Genomic DNA, 15,856 nt, shown 5'->3' with positions numbered 1-15,856 from the left:
CGCCCTACCCGTTACGGATCGAGTTTCGCGCCATCCGGCCCATAGGCTTCAACTCGGTCGCCAATCCTGAACGACATCATGTCACGGCCGACGAGCAATGGCCCCTTGTAAGCCGTGCGGGTGCGCAGGATCAGCGTCTCCTCCGGGATTTCGGGCACCGGCTTTACTGTGCCGAACACGATATGGGAGTAGACGGCAAGCTTCGGCTTGGCCGATGCGAAGATGCGGCCGGCCTCTTCGGGCGCGGTGTGGTGCGCCTGGATGTCTTTATAGACGGGATTCTTGAACAGCACCTCCGGCTCAATCACCGCGACCTCGTGGATCAGGAGGTCGGCGCCCTCGGCCGCCGTCGCGATGCGCTCGTCATATTTCGTATCGCCCGACAGCACGATCTTGTGGCCGCCGTATTCGACGACATAGCCGAACGATGGCTTGATCTTCTCGCCGTGATTGACCTCGATCGCGGTGACCTTGACGCCGTTGTTGTCGTAGATGACCCCGGCCTCGATGTCCTTTGCGGCAAATGTGACCGCCACGGGATCGAGGTGCTCGTCATCGATGCGAATGCGGATGTCGTCGGCGAATGCCTTCGTCAGGTTCTCCGTCATCGCGACGGTGCCCTTGGGCCCGTAGAGCTTCATCGGTCCTTTGCGGGGACGCCCAGGGCGTGGCGAGCCAGCCGGTCAACCACATGTCGGGAAGGCCGACGAGGTGGTCGGAATGCAGATGGGTGATGAAGTTCGCGGTGATCGCGCCGAGCGGAATCTTCAGCTTGTAGAGCTGCATGGTCGAGCCGCGGCCGAGATCGAACAGCAGTTTTTCGTTCCCTGCCTCCACCAGCGTCGACGCGCTGAAGCTGGTCGGTCGCGGCGTCGGCACGCCGGTGCCGAGCAGCGTGACCTTCATCGGTTCGGCCGAGGCAGAAGTGCTGAGCGCGAGCAGCACAAGGCCGGCCCTCACGAGGGTCTTGATCATCTTTGGTTTCCTTGGATGTTAGATTGCTGCGTGGCCGCGGATCATTCGCGTGCGATCACCGAATCCAGCCACGCGCAGTTGAGCGGCGGCACGCGCGGGTCGGCGACGCGCACGCCGCGCGCCGCAGCATCGAGTTCGCATATCGCGCAGTCGCTTGCGCTGCTCTTCAGGCATATGGAGCCGCTCGTGACCCCACAGCGACGGGCCGTCGAAGGTCTCGTGCGGTTGCCAAGTCGCGGGATCGATCACGCGCCCGCCCCAGCCATACTCGATGAAGAAGCCGGACGGGGTGTTCACGTAGAACGAGGTCATGTGATCGTTGGTGTGCCGTCCCAGCGTATAGGCAACGCGGCCATCGTCCATCTGCGCGAGGTCATAGCCTTGTCCGACATCGTCGAGACTGCCGAGCTCGACCATGAAATGGTGCAGCGCCTTGCGCCCGGAGCCGACCATCGCAAAGGAGTGGTGGCGGCCGTTGACGTGGAAGAAATAGAGCCCGTAGGGTTTGAGGCCGAAGTCCGAGACATGGAAGCCGAGCACGTCGCGATAGAACGGCAACAGCGCTTCGACGTCCTCGACATTCAGCACGACGTGTCCCATGCCGAGCGCGCCGGTGCGGAAACCCGAGATCGGTCGGCTGGGCCTAAACGGTTCGGTCGCAAGCTCCGGCTTGTAGAACGCCTCCAACCGGTTGCCGGCGGGATCGGCGAACGTGATCAGCTCGGTGACATGACGTTCATCCGCAAGCGCGCGCGAACCGCGGACCACCTTGACGCTGTGGCTTTCCAGTCGTCCGGCCAATTGGTCCAGCTCGGCGGTCGACGGGACCTCCCATCCCATCACCGCGAACCCCGCATCGCTGCCGCCATCGACGATCAGGCGCTGCTTGCGGTCGTCCATGCGGAAGGCGCGTATCTTGCCGCCGCGGTCGACCTGCTGCATGCCGAGCAGCGTGGTCGCCATCCGGCTCCACGAGTCGAGCTGGACGAATTGATCCCGATATAGCCGAGCGCGGTGATTTCCATCGACGTCCTCCCGAAGGTATCGCATGTGCCGCAGTGCGGCGAACTTGATACCGGCCGCGTGCGATCCTACGGTGAAGTCCCGCAATCGCTTTGCGTTCGCAACGACGATAATCGCGCGACCGTGCGCCACAAGGGAGGAAATACGAAGTGTCCAAGGAGCGGACGCGGAACGGCCAGCCCCGTCAGTCGGAAGGCGTTCGTGCCTTCAAGCGCGGGCTGGACGTGCTGCAAGAGGTCAACCGCTCCGGCGGCATCCGCGCCGGCGACGTTGCGCGCGCGCTCGACCTACCCCGGCCCACCGTCTATCGCCTGCTCGAAACGCTGGAGGAACTCGGCTATGTCGCGCGCAGCGCCAGCGACGACCGTTTTCGTGTGACCCGGCGGGCGCTGAGCCTCGGTGACGGCTATGATCCCGGCGTGGTGATCTGCCAGGCGGCAGCGCCTTATCTCGCCGAACTCAGCAAGACCCTGGTCTGGCCGGTCGATCTCTCCACCTACGAGAACGCCGCGATGGTGGTGCAGGAAACGACCCATTCGCGCAGTCCCCTCTCGATCGACCGCGGCATGATCGGCAAGCGCCTGCCGATGCTGCGCACCTCCGCCGGCCGCGCCTATCTCGCCGCCTGCCCCGCACGCGAGCGCGATCTGATCGTCAGTCATCTCCGCCGCATCGACGAAGCCGACGACCGCCCGTTCCTCGATGAGTGTCGCTTCACCCGCATGATCGCGCAGACTGCAAAGCGCGGCTATGCCGTTCGTAGTGAGGGCGAGTTCAACCCCAAGACCGCCTCGATTGCGGTGCCGATCGTCCGCGGCGAGATCGTGTTCGGCTGCATCTCGATCATCTGGATCCGGTCAGCGCTTTCACTCGACGAAGCCATCGCGAGGTTTGTTGCGCCCTTGCGCGAAGCGGCGGCGGCCATCCCGGTCGAATCCTAACGCGGCCGGGATCCGACATGCCGTTGCGGAGCCGAAGCCTCAGCGGATGCATTAAACACGGCGCGGCATTGCGCGCTGAGCTGATCTCGCTGAGCAGCCATGCAATCCCTGATCTGGGCGCGGTCGGGAACATAGGCGGCGCAAAGCCGAAGGGCGTCCCCCATGCAGGCTTGCCGCTGGACGGCCTCGCTCGGTCCGGACTGGGCAAGGGCCGGTGTGATCGTTGCACTCAGCAAAGCAAGAACAAGACGAAATTGCATGGGGGACTCTCACTCTCAGGTTGGACATTTGGCGAGGCTGGCGATGTCATCCAGCGTCATTGCGGAAGATGAAGAAACGTCGCGATGGTCGTCTCGGTCAGCAGATCGCGAGAGGCTTCCGGGTCGATCTCGGGCGCAATCCGATTGATCAGCATCGGAAAAGCAGGCGGCTGGTTCAGCGCAGCATTGAGAAGAGCAAAAAACAACGCCGGATGACGACTGCGAATGATACCTGCTTCAATGCCGGCGGAAAAAAGCTCACGAACCGTCGCATAGGCCGGATGTAGAAGTCGATCCGACACCAGCATGGCCCGCTCCGGCACTTCTGTGGCATGCCGGACGACGAAATCCCTGACGTCTGGATGCGCCGCATAGAAGGCGGCGATCTCACGGATTACCCCGCAAAGCCGTTCACCCAGCGAGCGCGTGGAATCAGAAGCAATCTGCCGGACCCCGGCCATGGCGGGCAGTCCGATCGCCACGACTTGATCAAGGCAAGCCTCCCAGAGCGCGGCCTTGTTGCCGAAGTGAACGCGAACCAGGTTGGCACTGACATTGGCAGCCGCAGCGACGCTGCGCAGATCGGCGCCATCGAAACCGTGACAGGCAAAAGCCCGTGTGGCCGCGGCCAAGAGCGCTTGGCGGCCATCCGGCATATCCCTGCTCCGCCGCCCCCGCGGGCGGGACAGCGCAGCGGTCTTCTTCCTGGCCTTCGCCATGTCGCCCTCATATATGTTCATCTGTACATATACGTGATTGCCGCCTGTTGCAAGGGCCCCGCGCGGCTCACCCAGCCACATGTCGGGGGCCCGAGCGTGTGTGTGTGTGTCCGCTGGACGGACACTCGGCGCGACGGCGTTGAAGCGGTCAACCGCCTGAGGACGAAGATCGCCCCATGCAAAATAACTCCGCGCCCGAAGAATTTGACGTCGTCATCGTCGGCCGTGGTCCGGTCGGCGCCACGCTCGCCAACCTGCTCGGCCTGTGCGGCGTGCGCACGCTGGTGCTTGAGCGCGAGGCGCGGACTTATCATTTGCCGCGCGCGGTGCATTTCGACGACGAATGCATGCGCGTGTTCCAGACCATTGGCCTTACCGACGCCATCCTGCCGCAAACCATCCTCAGCCCCGGGATGCTCTTCCTCGACGCCGATGGCCGCATGCTGCTGGACTGGTCGCGGCCGCAGACGCTCACCCCGATGGGCTGGAATCTGAGCTATCGCTTCCATCAGCCCGATCTGGAGGACGCGCTGATCGGCGGCCTCGCGCGATGGCCGCACGTAACCTTGCGCAATCGTTGCGATGTATTCGCACTGGACCAGGATCAGCATGGCGTGCGCATCCGTTACGAGGACCTCTCCAACGGGAGGCTCAGCAAGGTCCGCGCCGGCTACGTGATCGGCTGCGACGGCGCCCGCTCCTTGGTGCGACGCTTCGTCGGCTCGGGGCTGGACGACCTCGGCTTCCACGAGCGCTGGCTGGTGGTCGACGTCCTGCTCAAGCGCGAGCGCGACGACCTCGGCGACTACAGCCTCCAGCATTGCGATCCGCGGCGGCCCGCAACTTACGTGCGCGGCACCGGCACACGGCGGCGCTGGGAGATCACGGTTCTTGCCGATGAGGACTCCCAGGAGGTGGCGCAACCTGCCAAGGTCTGGAAGCTGCTGTCGCGCTGGATCACGCCGGATGATGCCGAAATCGAGCGCGCCGCGGTCTACACGTTTCATTCTGTCATCGCGCAACGATGGCGCAGTGCTCGACTGTTGCTCGCCGGCGATTCCGCGCACCAGACACCACCTTTCCTGGGCCAGGGCATGTGCGCCGGAATCCGCGATGCTGCAAACCTTGCCTGGAAGCTCAGCGCGATCATCCGCGGCGGCGCTGCAGCTGACCTCCTCGACACCTATCAGAGCGAACGCCAGCCGCATGTGCGCGAGTTCATTGAGCTCGCCATTCGCCTCGGCGGGGTCATCAACACCAAGGCGATCGAAGCCGGCCTTGCCGCAGGCAAAGCGCGCGAGAATGCGCCGGTCAGGCTGGAGGTGAAGAAGCCCCTGCTCGGCCCCGGCCTTGCGCTCGGCGACCTGCCTCTCGCCGGACATCTCGCGCCGCAGTTCACCTTGCGCGACGGCGGCCGCAGCGACGACCAGGTCGGCTACAGCCATGTGCTCCTCGTCGCGAGCGCGGCCACGTTGTCGTCATCTCTCAATCCTTCACAGGCGGGGATCAAAATCCTGTCCAGCGACGATGCCGAGGACATCGGACCATGGCTTCGCGAGCACGGCATCACGGCCGCGCTCGTTCGGCCCGACCGTTATGTGCGCGGCACCGCCCGCAACGATGCCGAGCTCAACCGACTTGTCGCCGCCATCACGCCTCCAACCCACGTGCCGTCCGCGGCCTGACCGAACTCTTCAAGGACACTTCATGAAGCTGCTTTCATTTTTCGCCGACGGTCGCGCCTCCTTCGGCGCCGTCAAGGACGGCGGCGTCGTCGATCTCGGTGCGCGCATGGCCGGCGACGGCTGCACCACGCTGCGCCGGTTGCTCGAAACGGGCCACGTCGCGGAGGCCACGAATCTCGCCGCCTCCGCTGCGCCGGATCACGCGCTCGACAAGATCACCTTCGCACCCGTCATCCCCGATCCCGGCAAGATCATCTGCGTCGGCCTGAACTATCGTGACCACGTCGCCGAGACCGGCCGCACCGTCACCGAGAAGCCGGCGCTGTTCGTCCGATTTCCCTGCAGCCAGGTCGGCCATCTCCAGCCCATTGTGAAGCCGAAGGTCAGCGACGATTTCGACTATGAAGGTGAGCTCGCGCTCGTCATCGGCAAAAAAGGCCGCCACATCCGGGCGAGCAGCGCGCTCGACCATATCGCGGGCTATTCCTGCTACAACGAAGGCAGCGTGCGCGACTGGCAGCGCCACACCAGCCAGTTCCTTTCTGGCAAGACCTTTGCCGAGAGCGGCAGTTTTGGGCCTTGGCTGGTGACTGCGGACGAGATCCCCGATCCGTCAAAGCTCTCCTTGCAGACGCGGCTGAACGGTAATGTCGTGCAGGACACCACCACCGATCTTCTGATCACCGCCATCCCCGAGCTGATCGCCTACATCTCGACGATCTGCCCACTCGTGCCCGGCGACGTCATCGTCACGGGCACGCCCGGTGGCGTCGGCGCCAAGCGCACGCCGCCACTGTGGATGCGCCCCGGCGACACCGTCGAGGTCGAGATCTCCGGCATCGGAATCTTGCGCAACACGGTCATCGCCGAACCGGCCTGACCGCCAGCACCATCGATCAACGATAAAATCAGGAAACGCCATGACCACAATCCGCACGACGTCCACCGCCATCCTGCTGTCCGCGCTGGCGCTTGCAGGCGCCACCGCGCACGCCGAGATCAAAGGCGATGCGATCCGCATCGGCGTCCTCACCGACATGAACGGCGTCTTCGCAACCGCCATGGGTCCCGGCTCGGTCGAGGCGGCACGGATGGCCGCGGAGGAGTTCGGTGGCAAGATCAACGGCAAACCGATCGAGATCTTGCAGGCCGATCACCAGAACAAGCCGGACCTCGCCGCCTCTCTCGCGCGAAAGTGGTTCAGCGACGGCGTGCAGGCGATCGCCGACGGTGGCAGCTCCGGCGCCGCACTCGCAGTGCAGGAGCTGGTGCGCGGCAACGGCAAGATCTTTCTCGTCTCCGGCGCCGGCGCCAACCAGCTGACCGATGAAGCCTGCGCGCCGACCAGCGTGCAATGGACCCAGGACGCCTATTCCACGGCGACCGCGGTCGTCTCCGGTATCATGCAGACCAGCAAGGAGCCGTGGTTCTTCATCACCGGCGACTACGCTTTTGGCCATTCGATCGAGGCAACCGCGCGCGAGCGCATTGCTGCGCTTGGCGGCAAGGTCGCCGGCAGCGTCAAGGCGCAGCTCGGCACGCCCGACTACAGCTCGTTCCTGCTGCAGGCGCAGTCGTCGGGCGCCAAGATTTTCGCGATCAACGTCGCCGGCGACAACGCCACCGCGATCAAGCAGGCCGAGGAATTCGGGCTCGCCAGCCAAGGCATGAAGATCGTGCCGATGTCGTTTCAGAACGTCGACATCGAGGCGGTCGGGCTGAAGGCCACACGCGGCGATCTCATCGTCACCTCCTTCTTCGAGGACGTCTCGCCCGCCGCCCGGAAGTTCTCCGATGCGTTCTATGCGCGCAGGAAAGCAATGCCCTCGCAGATCCAGGCCGGCGTCTATTCTGCCGTACGCCACTATCTGCAAGCCGTGAAAGACACCAGCTCGGACGACAGCGCCACCGTGATGGCCAAGATGAAGGCGACACCGGTGTCGGATGCCTACACCCCCAACGGCCGTATCCGCGAGGACCAGCGCATGGTGCACGACCTCTATCTGGTGCAGGTCAAGACGTCGGAGGAATCGAGGGGTCCCTGGGATTTCGTCAAGCTGGTCGCAACGATCCCGCCGGACCAGGCCTTCCGTCCGCTCGACCGCAGCAAGTGCGGCCTGGTCGGCAAGTAACCGTCAGGCGAGATAGCGCGTGAGATAGCCTTCCATGGCGTAGAGCGCGCAGAGCGCGAGGCTCGACCACACCGCGGCGCTGAAATACAGGAACATCCAGGTCAGCTCGCCCTTCCAGTGAGCGATGTCGTGGGTCACGACCCAGCGCGTTCGCGACGTCGTGCAGGCCTTCGAGGAAGCCCAAGAACCTGCCGCCCTCGGCGTGCCCTGCCCGCCAGCGGCTGAGATACATCGGCACGTCGACGGTGACGAGGAAGGCGAGGAAGCAGGCGATGCCGACGATTCCCGCGATCAGCGCCCAGCGCACCGGCCCCTGGAATTCCGGCATCAGCCGGCACAGCGCAATGCCGGCGAGGAAGAAGGTCACCGCCCACAGCGAGTTCTCGATCGCATTGTAGAGGAAGTTGGTGGTCACCACTGCGTACCAGGAGAAGCACTCCGCGATGATGATGATCGGCACGATCACGAGCGCGATGTTCACCGCGGTCTCCGCACCGGTCATGTTCCCGAGCTGGTGCAGGATGATCGCCCATTGCGCGGCAAAGCAGACTTCGGCCACGGTCGCGACCGTACGGCCGACGAACACGCTCGACAGCCAGGTATCGAACAGGCAGATGCGCTGCACATCGGCGCGCGGCAGCACCGAGCGGAAGGCGCAGCCGAACACATAGGCCGCGCACAGCAGGAACATCAGGCCGATATCCGAGCCGCCACTGACGCTGCCCGCAACGGTCGGATAGAACTCGCGGTACAGCATGAACCAGACGAGGATGTTGGCAGCGCTGACCAGCGTCAGGGACCCCCACCACCACGCGAGGGGATTTGACCGTGCCTGCCACTGCAACATGAATCGCTCCGCTGTAATCGACCTGACATGTGTTCGTAATAATCTTGTCACGAGACACCAGGGAATCACGACAAAAATCTGTGTGCGCGGGTTGCTTTCCGCGCATCTTCGGCCTGGGTCATGGCGTCCGCATAGTGGACGATTCCCGCACATTCTCTCAAATTTATTGGACAACAGGCCTCTTCGGGTTCATGAAACCCGAATGGCCCAAGCCGTCTCCAAACCGTCCCTCGCCTCCTCGACCGCCGCCGCGGTGCTGGCTTCGAGCACCGATGACGCCGCGTTCGCGACGACGCTGGCGAAAGGCCTCGTGGTGCTCGAGGCCTTCAAGGCCGGGACGACGCTGCTCGGCAACATGGAGCTGTCGACGCTGACCGGGATTCCGCGGCCGACGGTGGCGCGGTTGACGCACACGCTGGCCGAGCTCGGCTATCTCCGCTACGACGCCGAGCGCGCGAAATATCGCGTCGGTGCGCGGGCGCTGCGCATGGCGCATCCGCTGCTCGCCGACATGCAGTTTCGCCAGGTGGCGCGGCCCATGATGCAGGAGCTCGCGCAGAGTGTCCGCGGCACGGTGTCGATCGGCCTGCTCGATGCGACCTCGATGATCTATGTCGAGACCGCGCGCTCCGGCGACGTCGGCCCGCACGTCCCCGACATCGGCATGCCCATTCCCGTCGCGATGACCGCGATGGGCCGCGCCGCGGCGGCAACCTTGCCGCCGGCGGATGCAGACCGGCTCGAACGGCAGATCGCAGCCGAAGACGCCGCGCTGTGGCCCGCCTTCCGCGACAAATACCGGGCCGGAATCGCGCAATGCGCAAGCCGCGGCTTCTGCACCTGCTGGGGCGAGTACATCGCCTCGATCCACGCGGTCGCCGCGCCGCTGTTTCACGCGCGCGAAGCGAAGCAGTCGTTCTCGATCAATTGCGGCATCCCCGCGTTCCGGCTCCAGCCGGGCCAGCTGGAGGGCGAGATCGGACCGCGCATTGCCGCGCTCGCCGACAGCATCCGCGCTATCGTCAAGGCGGCGGAGCCGCCAGCCGCGACACGCAAGCAAAACAAGAAGGGCGCCAGGACATGAACAAGCAAGCTGGCGCCCCACGTCCGGGAGGCCATCATGACCATCACACGCCGAACATTGCTGGGCGCCCTTGCCGCATCCCTGTCGAGCCCGCCATTTTCCGCACGCGCTGAGGAGGCCTGGCCGTCACGCCTGGTGCGGCTGATCTCACCCTATGGACCCGGCGGCTCCAACGACATCTCGCTGCGTCTCCTGGCGGAGGAGTTCGGCCGCAGCCTGCATCAGCAGTTCATCGTCGAGAACAAGCCGGGCGCCGGCACACGCATCGCCAACGATATGGTCGCGCATGCGCCGGGCGACGGTTACACCCTGCTCTATGTCGCAGCCCCCTATGCCACCGCCGAAGCGCTGTTCGGCAAGCTGACCTACGAGCGAAAGGATCTGCAACCCGTGGCGATGGCGGTGATCGCGCCGCTGTTCTTGATCATCAGCGCGGACGCGCCGTTCAAGACGCTCCCCGAAATGGTCGCCTATGGCAAATCGAAGCCCGACGGCCTCACCTTCGCTTCGCCCGGCGCCGGCTCGCAGCCGCACCTTGCCGGCGAGCTCCTATTCCGGGATGCTGGCGTCAAGGGCCTCAACATCCCGTTCCGCGGCGACGCCGCTTCCTACACTGAGCTGCTCGCCGGCCGCGTCGACGCCACGCTGACCGCGCTGCCGACTGCCCTGCCCTACATCCAGAGCGGCAAGTTCATCGTGCTCGGCGTCGCCTCGCCCGAGCGCAGCGCGCTCTACCCGCAGGCGCCGACCTTGCGCGAGCAGGGTTGTCCCAACGTGGCCGCCGCCGGCTGGTACGGCTTCATGGCGCCATCGACGACACCACGCATGATTGTCGACAAGCTCCAGGCCGAGGTGATGCGCGCACTCGCCGAACCCGCAATCAAGGACAAGCTGACCGCGCAGGGCCTCGAAGTGCGGCGCGGCACCGCGGCGGAGTTCGGCCAATTCATCGACAACGAAACGCAGAAATGGACCAAGCTGATCCGCGACGCCGGCCTCAAGGGCGAATGACGATCGATGCGGCGCTCAGCGCCCTCCGGCACGGCGGCCGCCGCTGCGGATGAAATCGTCGCGTTCGTCGACGTGGTGCTGATATTCGGAGATCGCGCGATTGGCCATGCGGATCCGGTTGGTCTGCCCCTCCTCCACCATCACGGCGATGCGCTGCGCCAGGAATACGCAGGCCTCGAATTCGTCGCGGATGGCGTCCATGCGCGCGAGAAAGTCCCAGGCGATCTCGAAGGCCTGCTCGGCGGCGGGGTTGCGGTAATCGCTGAAGATAATGTGCGTCATCACTGCCAAAGCCGGAGGGCAACTATCGTTCCTACCGGGCGGGCGCACGATCCGGTGTTCCGCGGTATCACGCATGTGAAGCGTGGCGGACAAGGCGCCTCCAGTCCTAAAGGCATGCGCAACGAGACGACCCCATCGTCCGGCGGCACACCGCGTCGTTAGCGGGAGCAACGATCAGGCTCTTTCGAAATACGACCATGCGGCGCATGAGTGCGGCCTCGGCGAGTGCTCTCCGCCGGAGCCGCATTCGTTTTTTTTCGAACGCCTGAGGGATGAACTCAGAACGCGTTCAAGTGGCCGCGAGAAATCTTTGCAAACGCGATCTCACCGCTTCATCCCCGCCACATACGCCGCCAGCTTGTCCAGCGTCTGGTAACCGTATTCGACGGCGCCGAATCCGATCATGCCATCGCGCTGCTCGGTGCTCGAGGCCAGTTGCCGCATCATCAGCACAGTCTTGCCGTTGCTCTGCTCGGCAAAGGTGACGGTGAAGCGGAACATGCCGGGATCCTCGTCCTGGTCGACGCCGTGATCCATTTCCATCAGAGACGGCCGCTCGATGCGGCGGAAGCGCATGCGGTTCGGGTAGACCGTGCCGTCGGGGCCGATCATGTTGAAGCGCCAGACGCCGCCGACGCGCACGTCGATCTCGAAGGTTTCGACCTTGAACCCTTTCGGACCGAACCATTGCGGCAAATGCTTCGGGTCGGACCAGGCCTCGAACACGAGATCGCGCGGCGCGTCGATCACGCGCGACATCACGATCTCGCGGTCGAGGGACCATTGCGACAAGGCAGCATTGGCAGAATTCGTCATCACTCGGAACCTTTCCGTTTGGTTGTTCGGGACGGACGCTTGGCGGCCGCCCTCTCCTTCTCTTTCTTGAGCTTCATCACGTAGGCTTCGAACCGATCGAGCCGCGCCTCCCAGATCGCACGCTGCTGCTGGAACCAGTCTTCCGCGCTGAGAAGCGCATTCGGGCTGAGACGGCAGGTGCGCACGCGGCCGGATTTCTCCGACAGCACGAGCCCGCTCGTCTCCAGCACATGGATGTGTTTCATGAAGCTCGGCAGCGCCATGTCGAAGGGATCGGCGAGCTCGCCGACCGACGCCTCGCCCGCGCAAAGCCGCATCACGATCGCCCGCCGCGTGGGATCGGCGAGCGCGGAAAAAACCTGGTCGAGCCGGAACAATTGGTTAGCCATGAAGCTAACTATAGGGCTGCCACCATCCGGCGTCAATCATTGTTAGCTCATAGGCTAAGTGATTTTTGTCGAAGGCAACGCGAGGTGGAACCCACAACGCGCAATCGTGAATTGGGGCGCGCGCTCGTTCACGATAAGAGGGGCTCGGGGCACATCACATCTTGCGTCATAGCCATGCCGTCTGTTGTCACCTCATCACACCTCACCCGGCGGGCGCTCTCCCGGGCAGCGCTCGTTCCACTCGCCCTTGCCTGGTCAGGCCGCGCCTTGGCGGATTCCGACATGATCGCGCAGATGCGCGACATCGTCGCGAACGAGCTGGCTCCGACCGCGACGCCGGACCATGCGGGCGGCCTTGCCGCCGCGCTTTATGCCGGCCGCCATGTCGAGTTCTTCACCTACGGTTTTGCGGATGATGCCGCCAAACGGCCGGTGACGCCGGACACGCTGTTCAATCTCGCCTCCTTGCGCAAACCTTTCGAGGCGACCCTCGTGGCGCTCGGCGCGCTGCGCGGCGAGCTGCAGCTCGACGACCACCTGCCGAAATACCTGCCGGAGCTGGACGGCGACTACATCCGCCGCGTCACCGTCGGTGAGCTCGCCACGCACACCTCGGGGCTGTTGCTGCCGACCGATCATCCGCCCTGGCCTGACGAGCAGTTTACGAGCGACCAGTTCATCACCATGCTGAACACCTTCGCGCCGCCGCCCGGCGTCGCACCCAGCCGGCAGCGCATCTACACCCATGCCGGCTACGTGCTGCTTCAGCTCGTGCTCGAGCGCCGCTACGACGCTCCGATCGCGACCCTGTTCGAACAGCGCATCCTTAGGCCGCTCGCCATGACCGCGACCTGCGTCCCCGACCGCGGCGAAGACAACCGCGCCGTCATGGACGAGGCGTGGCTGCGGCGCGTGGTCCAGGGCTATTCGGACCAGGGCAAGGAGATCGGCCCGATCGGCAACCAGCAGAGCTATTTTGACTTTTCCGGCACCGGCCAGATGTTCTCTTCGGTGCGGGATCTCGCGAGCTTCGTTGCTGCCTGCGTCGATGGCCGCTCGGTCGATCCGCATCTGCGCGAGGCGTTGCGGATGACGCAGCATGAGTCCTTCCGGGTCGACGAGAAGTTCGGACAGGGCATGGCCTGGGAGACCGTACGCTTGCCCGACGTCACCGTCGTGGACAAGCCGGGCGGCCTCAACAACGCCTCCGGCTATATCGGCCTCGTGCCGGCGCGGCGGCTCGGCATCGTCCTGCTGGTCAATCGCGGCGAATATCCGCATGAGATCGCGCGCTACAAGATCCTGCCGGAACTGGCACGGCTCGTCGCCTCACATTGAGGCGCCGCTCAAACCGAGCGCGTCAGCCCGCCGTCGACGCGGATGTTCTGGCCGGTGATGTAGGCAGCGCCGTCGGAGGCCAGGAACGAGACCGTCGCGGCGATTTCCTCGACCTTGCCATAGCGCTTCATCGGCACGTTGTCGCGGCGCGCGTCTAGCTGCGGCAGGCTGTCGATCCAGCCCGGCAGCACGTTGTTCATGCGGACATTGTCCGCAGCGTAGGTGTCGGTGAAGATTTTCGTGAAGGCGGCAAGGCCCGCCCGGAACACCGCCGAGGTCGGAAACATCGCGCTCGGCTCGAACGCCCAGGCGGTCGAGATGTTGATGATGGCGCCACCCTTCTGCGCCTGCATCACCGGCGTCACCAGCCGGGTGGGACGGATCACGTTGAGCAGATACGTATCGAGGCCGGCATGCCATTGCTCGTCGGTGATCTCAGTGATCGGCGCGCGCGGCCCGTGGCCGGCGCTGTTGACGAGCACGTCGATGCGTCCCCACTTGGCCAGCGCACCGTCGACGAGACGCTTCAGATCGTCATTGGATTTGTTCGAACCGGTGACGCCGAAGCCGCCGAGCTCGGCAGCCAGAGCCTCGCCTTTGCCGGAGGACGACAGGATCGCGACGCGAAACCCGTCCGCTGCCAGCCGCCGCGCGGCCCCTGCCCCCATGCCGCTGCCGCCCGCAGTGACGAGTGCAACCTTCTCCGCCATGAGCGATTCATCCTCTGTGATATCGTTGAGGCGAGCCACAGGCCCAGCCTATCATGAGGCCTTCTACCGCCGGACCCGCTGTCAGGTCCACCGTCGAGAGCATCCGTCATGAGCGATTTGCAGATCCGCAATTTGCGGCCCGAGGAGATCGCCGTCGCCATCGACTGGGCCGCGGCGGAGGGTTGGAATCCGGGCCTGGCCGATGCTGCCTGCTTCGCGATCCCTGACGCGCAAGGTTTCTTAGTCGGCGAGATCGACGGCGAGCCGGTCGCGACCGTCTCCTGCGTCAATTACGATGACCGCTTCGCCTTCCTGGGCTTCTACATCGTGCGTGCAGACTTTCGCGGCAGCGGCCACGGCCTGCGCATCTGGAACGCGGCGATCGCGCATGCGGGCGCCCGCGTAATCGGGCTCGATGGCGTGGTCGCACAGCAGGACAATTACAGGAAATCGGGCTTCCAGCTCGCCTACGCCAATATCCGCTATGGCGGCATCGTGACCGCACCACCGAAACCACCTGCCGAAGTCGTCGCCCTCGACAAGATCCCGTTTGCGCTTGTTGAAGCCGATGACGCCACCGTCTTCCCTGCCCCGCGCAGTGCCTTCCTGCGCGCCTGGATCAACACATCGGGCCATGTCGGCCGCGCGCTGCTGCGCGATGGCAAACTCGCCGCCTGGGGCGTGATCCGGCCGTGCCGGACGGGTCACAAGATCGGCCCGCTCGTCGCCGACGATCGGGCGGCGGCGGAAGCGATCGTGCAAGCTTTGCTGGCGAGCGCAGACGGCGGCGAAGTCTTCCTCGATGTCCCCGCCGTCAATCGCGAGGCCATCGCGCTCGCGGGCGATCTCGGGCTCAGGCCGGTGTTCGAGACGGCGCGGATGTACACCGGGCCGATCCCGCCGCTGCGCATCGACCGCGTCTTCGGCGTGACCAGCTTCGAACTGGGCTAGCTCAGTAACAGCGCATGATGTTGACGGTGTGCTCGCCGCCGCCGCGCCCGGGCACCGTCACCTGCTCCGTCGGGCAGCTCGGCACATAGGGCCGGTCGGAAGGCACGACATTCGGCGGGAAGCGATGCGCCCAATCCCAGGGAACGTCAGTACGTATAGGTGTAGCGCACGTCATTGGAGAGCGGCTGCGCCGCCTCGCCGAAAGGCTGGCTGTACGTCGCGCCGTCGTAGAAGAACCCGCCCCCGCCCGGCCAGTAGACCCAGGGATTGCTGCGGCGGTGGAACCGGGCTCCCGGTCCGATCGGCGCACGCGCCATTGCGCCTGACGGAGCGGCGGTGACACCATGCGGCGCGGCGCCGCCGGGTCTGGCAAAACTGTCGTTGGGGCTAAGGAGCAGCGCGGCTGCGCTGAGCGAGGCAAATAGCGCCCCTTGTGATCTCGACATCATGATACGCACCAACTCGTTTGGCTTCGCAGGTAGCGGCTCCCCACTGCAGGCTAGGCCGGGCTCTCGCCCGCCCGCAAACGTATAATTAATTATTGGTTAAGACACGGGATTAACGGGGAACATGGTGCGGCAGAACGCCCGATTCCCGTCCCGTTTTGCGCCACTTCGTTCCGCAGCGCGCGATTCATAACCAGTTGATCGGAGTTGATCGCTCCCGACCAATAAGTCCGGAACGCTCCCGCAT

At 64.8% G+C, this 15,856-nt stretch carries 15 protein-coding genes and 3 pseudogenes; 8 read left to right on the top strand and 10 right to left on the bottom strand.

Translation table 11 applies throughout. The features are described from left to right. Window positions 1–11 precede the first annotated feature (11 nt). From ACSKB8_RS27390 to ACSKB8_RS27380, 3 genes and pseudogenes are all read right to left on the bottom strand, one after another. The gene (locus ACSKB8_RS27390) at window positions 12–641 is read right to left on the bottom strand and encodes an MBL fold metallo-hydrolase (RefSeq protein WP_438107618.1); all 630 of its coding nucleotides are present in this window, start codon (window positions 639–641) and stop codon (window positions 12–14) included. Next, window positions 553–975 (bottom strand): MBL fold metallo-hydrolase, encoded by a 423-nt coding sequence (locus ACSKB8_RS27385; RefSeq protein WP_438107616.1) that lies wholly within the window; start codon window positions 973–975, stop codon window positions 553–555. The genes ACSKB8_RS27390 and ACSKB8_RS27385 overlap by 89 nt, the downstream gene beginning before the upstream one ends. A 41-nt stretch (window positions 976–1,016) precedes the next feature. Then, window positions 1,017–2,000, bottom strand: a pseudogene (locus tag ACSKB8_RS27380) (VOC family protein). Window positions 2,001–2,147: 147 nt separating this feature from the next. On the opposite strand from ACSKB8_RS27380, the gene ACSKB8_RS27375 reads away from it, so the two are divergent. Beyond that, window positions 2,148–2,939 carry a DNA-binding transcriptional regulator gene (locus ACSKB8_RS27375; RefSeq protein WP_438107614.1) on the top strand — a complete coding sequence of 264 codons (792 nt, stop codon included), beginning with the start codon at window positions 2,148–2,150 and terminating at the stop codon, window positions 2,937–2,939. A gap of 316 nt (window positions 2,940–3,255) precedes the next feature. On the opposite strand, the gene ACSKB8_RS27370 is transcribed toward ACSKB8_RS27375, so the two are convergent. After that, window positions 3,256–3,918 (bottom strand): TetR/AcrR family transcriptional regulator, encoded by a 663-nt coding sequence (locus ACSKB8_RS27370; RefSeq protein ID WP_438107612.1) that lies wholly within the window; start codon window positions 3,916–3,918, stop codon window positions 3,256–3,258. A 176-nt stretch (window positions 3,919–4,094) separates the two neighbouring features. Here ACSKB8_RS27370 and ACSKB8_RS27365 point away from each other — a divergent pair, with 176 nt between their 5' ends. Genes ACSKB8_RS27365 through ACSKB8_RS27355 form a run of 3 tightly spaced genes read left to right on the top strand, consistent with a single transcriptional unit; the run spans window position 4,095 to window position 7,735 of the window. Continuing rightward, a complete protein-coding gene (locus tag ACSKB8_RS27365; RefSeq protein WP_438107610.1) occupies window positions 4,095–5,603 on the top strand; it encodes a bifunctional 3-(3-hydroxy-phenyl)propionate/3-hydroxycinnamic acid hydroxylase in 1,509 nt (502 codons plus the stop codon). Between the two features lie 22 nt (window positions 5,604–5,625). Further along, complete coding sequence (locus tag ACSKB8_RS27360; RefSeq protein ID WP_438107608.1) at window positions 5,626–6,483, top strand: fumarylacetoacetate hydrolase family protein; 858 nt, start codon at window positions 5,626–5,628, stop codon at window positions 6,481–6,483. Window positions 6,484–6,523: 40 nt separating this feature from the next. Further along, on the top strand, window positions 6,524–7,735 hold the full coding sequence (locus tag ACSKB8_RS27355; protein WP_438107606.1) for an ABC transporter substrate-binding protein: 1,212 nt from the start codon (window positions 6,524–6,526) through the stop codon (window positions 7,733–7,735). Window positions 7,736–7,738: 3 nt separating this feature from the next. Here ACSKB8_RS27355 and ACSKB8_RS27350 read toward each other — a convergent pair. Beyond that, a pseudogene (locus ACSKB8_RS27350) lies at window positions 7,739–8,582 on the bottom strand (hypothetical protein). A gap of 202 nt (window positions 8,583–8,784) precedes the next feature. Between ACSKB8_RS27350 and ACSKB8_RS27345 the strand changes: the two are divergent. Together ACSKB8_RS27345 and ACSKB8_RS27340 are read left to right on the top strand one after the other, a co-directional pair. Next, entirely contained in the window at window positions 8,785–9,666 is an 882-nt protein-coding gene (locus ACSKB8_RS27345; RefSeq protein ID WP_438107605.1) for an IclR family transcriptional regulator, read from the top strand. 36 nt (window positions 9,667–9,702) lie between these two features. After that, window positions 9,703–10,677 carry a Bug family tripartite tricarboxylate transporter substrate binding protein gene (locus ACSKB8_RS27340; protein WP_438107603.1) on the top strand — a complete coding sequence of 325 codons (975 nt, stop codon included), beginning with the start codon at window positions 9,703–9,705 and terminating at the stop codon, window positions 10,675–10,677. Window positions 10,678–10,692: 15 nt separating this feature from the next. Here ACSKB8_RS27340 and ACSKB8_RS27335 read toward each other — a convergent pair whose 3' ends face one another. The 3 genes from ACSKB8_RS27335 to ACSKB8_RS27325 all read right to left on the bottom strand — a co-directional run bounded on the left by ACSKB8_RS27335 (window position 10,693) and on the right by ACSKB8_RS27325 (window position 12,164). Further along, complete coding sequence (locus tag ACSKB8_RS27335) at window positions 10,693–10,959, bottom strand: hypothetical protein (RefSeq protein WP_438110690.1); 267 nt, start codon at window positions 10,957–10,959, stop codon at window positions 10,693–10,695. Between the two features lie 324 nt (window positions 10,960–11,283). After that, entirely contained in the window at window positions 11,284–11,775 is a 492-nt protein-coding gene (locus ACSKB8_RS27330) for an SRPBCC family protein (protein ID WP_176945700.1), read from the bottom strand. Continuing rightward, window positions 11,775–12,164: an ArsR/SmtB family transcription factor gene (locus ACSKB8_RS27325; RefSeq protein WP_438107601.1), complete on the bottom strand. Its 390-nt coding sequence runs from the start codon at window positions 12,162–12,164 to the stop codon at window positions 11,775–11,777. Before ACSKB8_RS27325 ends, ACSKB8_RS27330 begins: the two co-directional genes overlap by 1 nt. Before the next feature lie 282 nt (window positions 12,165–12,446). Here ACSKB8_RS27325 and ACSKB8_RS27320 point away from each other — a divergent pair, with 282 nt between their 5' ends. Further along, on the top strand, window positions 12,447–13,502 hold the full coding sequence (locus ACSKB8_RS27320) for a serine hydrolase (RefSeq protein ID WP_438107599.1): 1,056 nt from the start codon (window positions 12,447–12,449) through the stop codon (window positions 13,500–13,502). Between the two features lie 8 nt (window positions 13,503–13,510). On the opposite strand, the gene ACSKB8_RS27315 is transcribed toward ACSKB8_RS27320, so the two are convergent. Continuing rightward, the gene (locus ACSKB8_RS27315; protein ID WP_438107597.1) at window positions 13,511–14,212 is read right to left on the bottom strand and encodes an SDR family oxidoreductase; all 702 of its coding nucleotides are present in this window, start codon (window positions 14,210–14,212) and stop codon (window positions 13,511–13,513) included. A gap of 108 nt (window positions 14,213–14,320) precedes the next feature. Here ACSKB8_RS27315 and ACSKB8_RS27310 point away from each other — a divergent pair, with 108 nt between their 5' ends. Continuing rightward, window positions 14,321–15,163 (top strand): GNAT family N-acetyltransferase, encoded by an 843-nt coding sequence (locus ACSKB8_RS27310; RefSeq protein ID WP_438107595.1) that lies wholly within the window; start codon window positions 14,321–14,323, stop codon window positions 15,161–15,163. A gap of 1 nt (window position 15,164) precedes the next feature. On the opposite strand, the pseudogene ACSKB8_RS27305 reads toward ACSKB8_RS27310, so the two are convergent. Beyond that, a pseudogene (locus ACSKB8_RS27305) lies at window positions 15,165–15,612 on the bottom strand (hypothetical protein). Window positions 15,613–15,856: the final 244 nt, after the last annotated feature.

This window comes from Bradyrhizobium sp. BR 1432 (genome assembly GCF_051547705.1).
GTDB lineage: Bacteria > Pseudomonadota > Alphaproteobacteria > Rhizobiales > Xanthobacteraceae > Bradyrhizobium > Bradyrhizobium zhanjiangense.
Note: the sequence above shows the minus strand (reverse complement) of the source record. Positions and strands in the feature narration are given on the sequence as shown.

Coding starts and splice junctions, on each gene's coding strand:
- ACSKB8_RS27320 (WP_438107599.1), top strand. CDS start 12,447: ATGATCGCGCAGATGCGCGACATCGTCGCGAACGAGCTGGCTCCGACC.
- ACSKB8_RS27345 (WP_438107605.1), top strand. CDS start 8,785: ATGGCCCAAGCCGTCTCCAAACCGTCCCTCGCCTCCTCGACCGCCGCC.
- ACSKB8_RS27360 (WP_438107608.1), top strand. CDS start 5,626: ATGAAGCTGCTTTCATTTTTCGCCGACGGTCGCGCCTCCTTCGGCGCC.
- ACSKB8_RS27340 (WP_438107603.1), top strand. CDS start 9,703: ATGACCATCACACGCCGAACATTGCTGGGCGCCCTTGCCGCATCCCTG.
- ACSKB8_RS27315 (WP_438107597.1), bottom strand. CDS start 14,212: ATGGCGGAGAAGGTTGCACTCGTCACTGCGGGCGGCAGCGGCATGGGG.
- ACSKB8_RS27390 (WP_438107618.1), bottom strand. CDS start 641: ATGAAGCTCTACGGGCCCAAGGGCACCGTCGCGATGACGGAGAACCTG.
- ACSKB8_RS27335 (WP_438110690.1), bottom strand. CDS start 10,959: ATGACGCACATTATCTTCAGCGATTACCGCAACCCCGCCGCCGAGCAG.
- ACSKB8_RS27355 (WP_438107606.1), top strand. CDS start 6,524: ATGACCACAATCCGCACGACGTCCACCGCCATCCTGCTGTCCGCGCTG.
- ACSKB8_RS27310 (WP_438107595.1), top strand. CDS start 14,321: ATGAGCGATTTGCAGATCCGCAATTTGCGGCCCGAGGAGATCGCCGTC.
- ACSKB8_RS27330 (WP_176945700.1), bottom strand. CDS start 11,775: ATGACGAATTCTGCCAATGCTGCCTTGTCGCAATGGTCCCTCGACCGC.
- ACSKB8_RS27325 (WP_438107601.1), bottom strand. CDS start 12,164: ATGGCTAACCAATTGTTCCGGCTCGACCAGGTTTTTTCCGCGCTCGCC.
- ACSKB8_RS27370 (WP_438107612.1), bottom strand. CDS start 3,918: ATGGCGAAGGCCAGGAAGAAGACCGCTGCGCTGTCCCGCCCGCGGGGG.
- ACSKB8_RS27365 (WP_438107610.1), top strand. CDS start 4,095: ATGCAAAATAACTCCGCGCCCGAAGAATTTGACGTCGTCATCGTCGGC.
- ACSKB8_RS27385 (WP_438107616.1), bottom strand. CDS start 975: ATGATCAAGACCCTCGTGAGGGCCGGCCTTGTGCTGCTCGCGCTCAGC.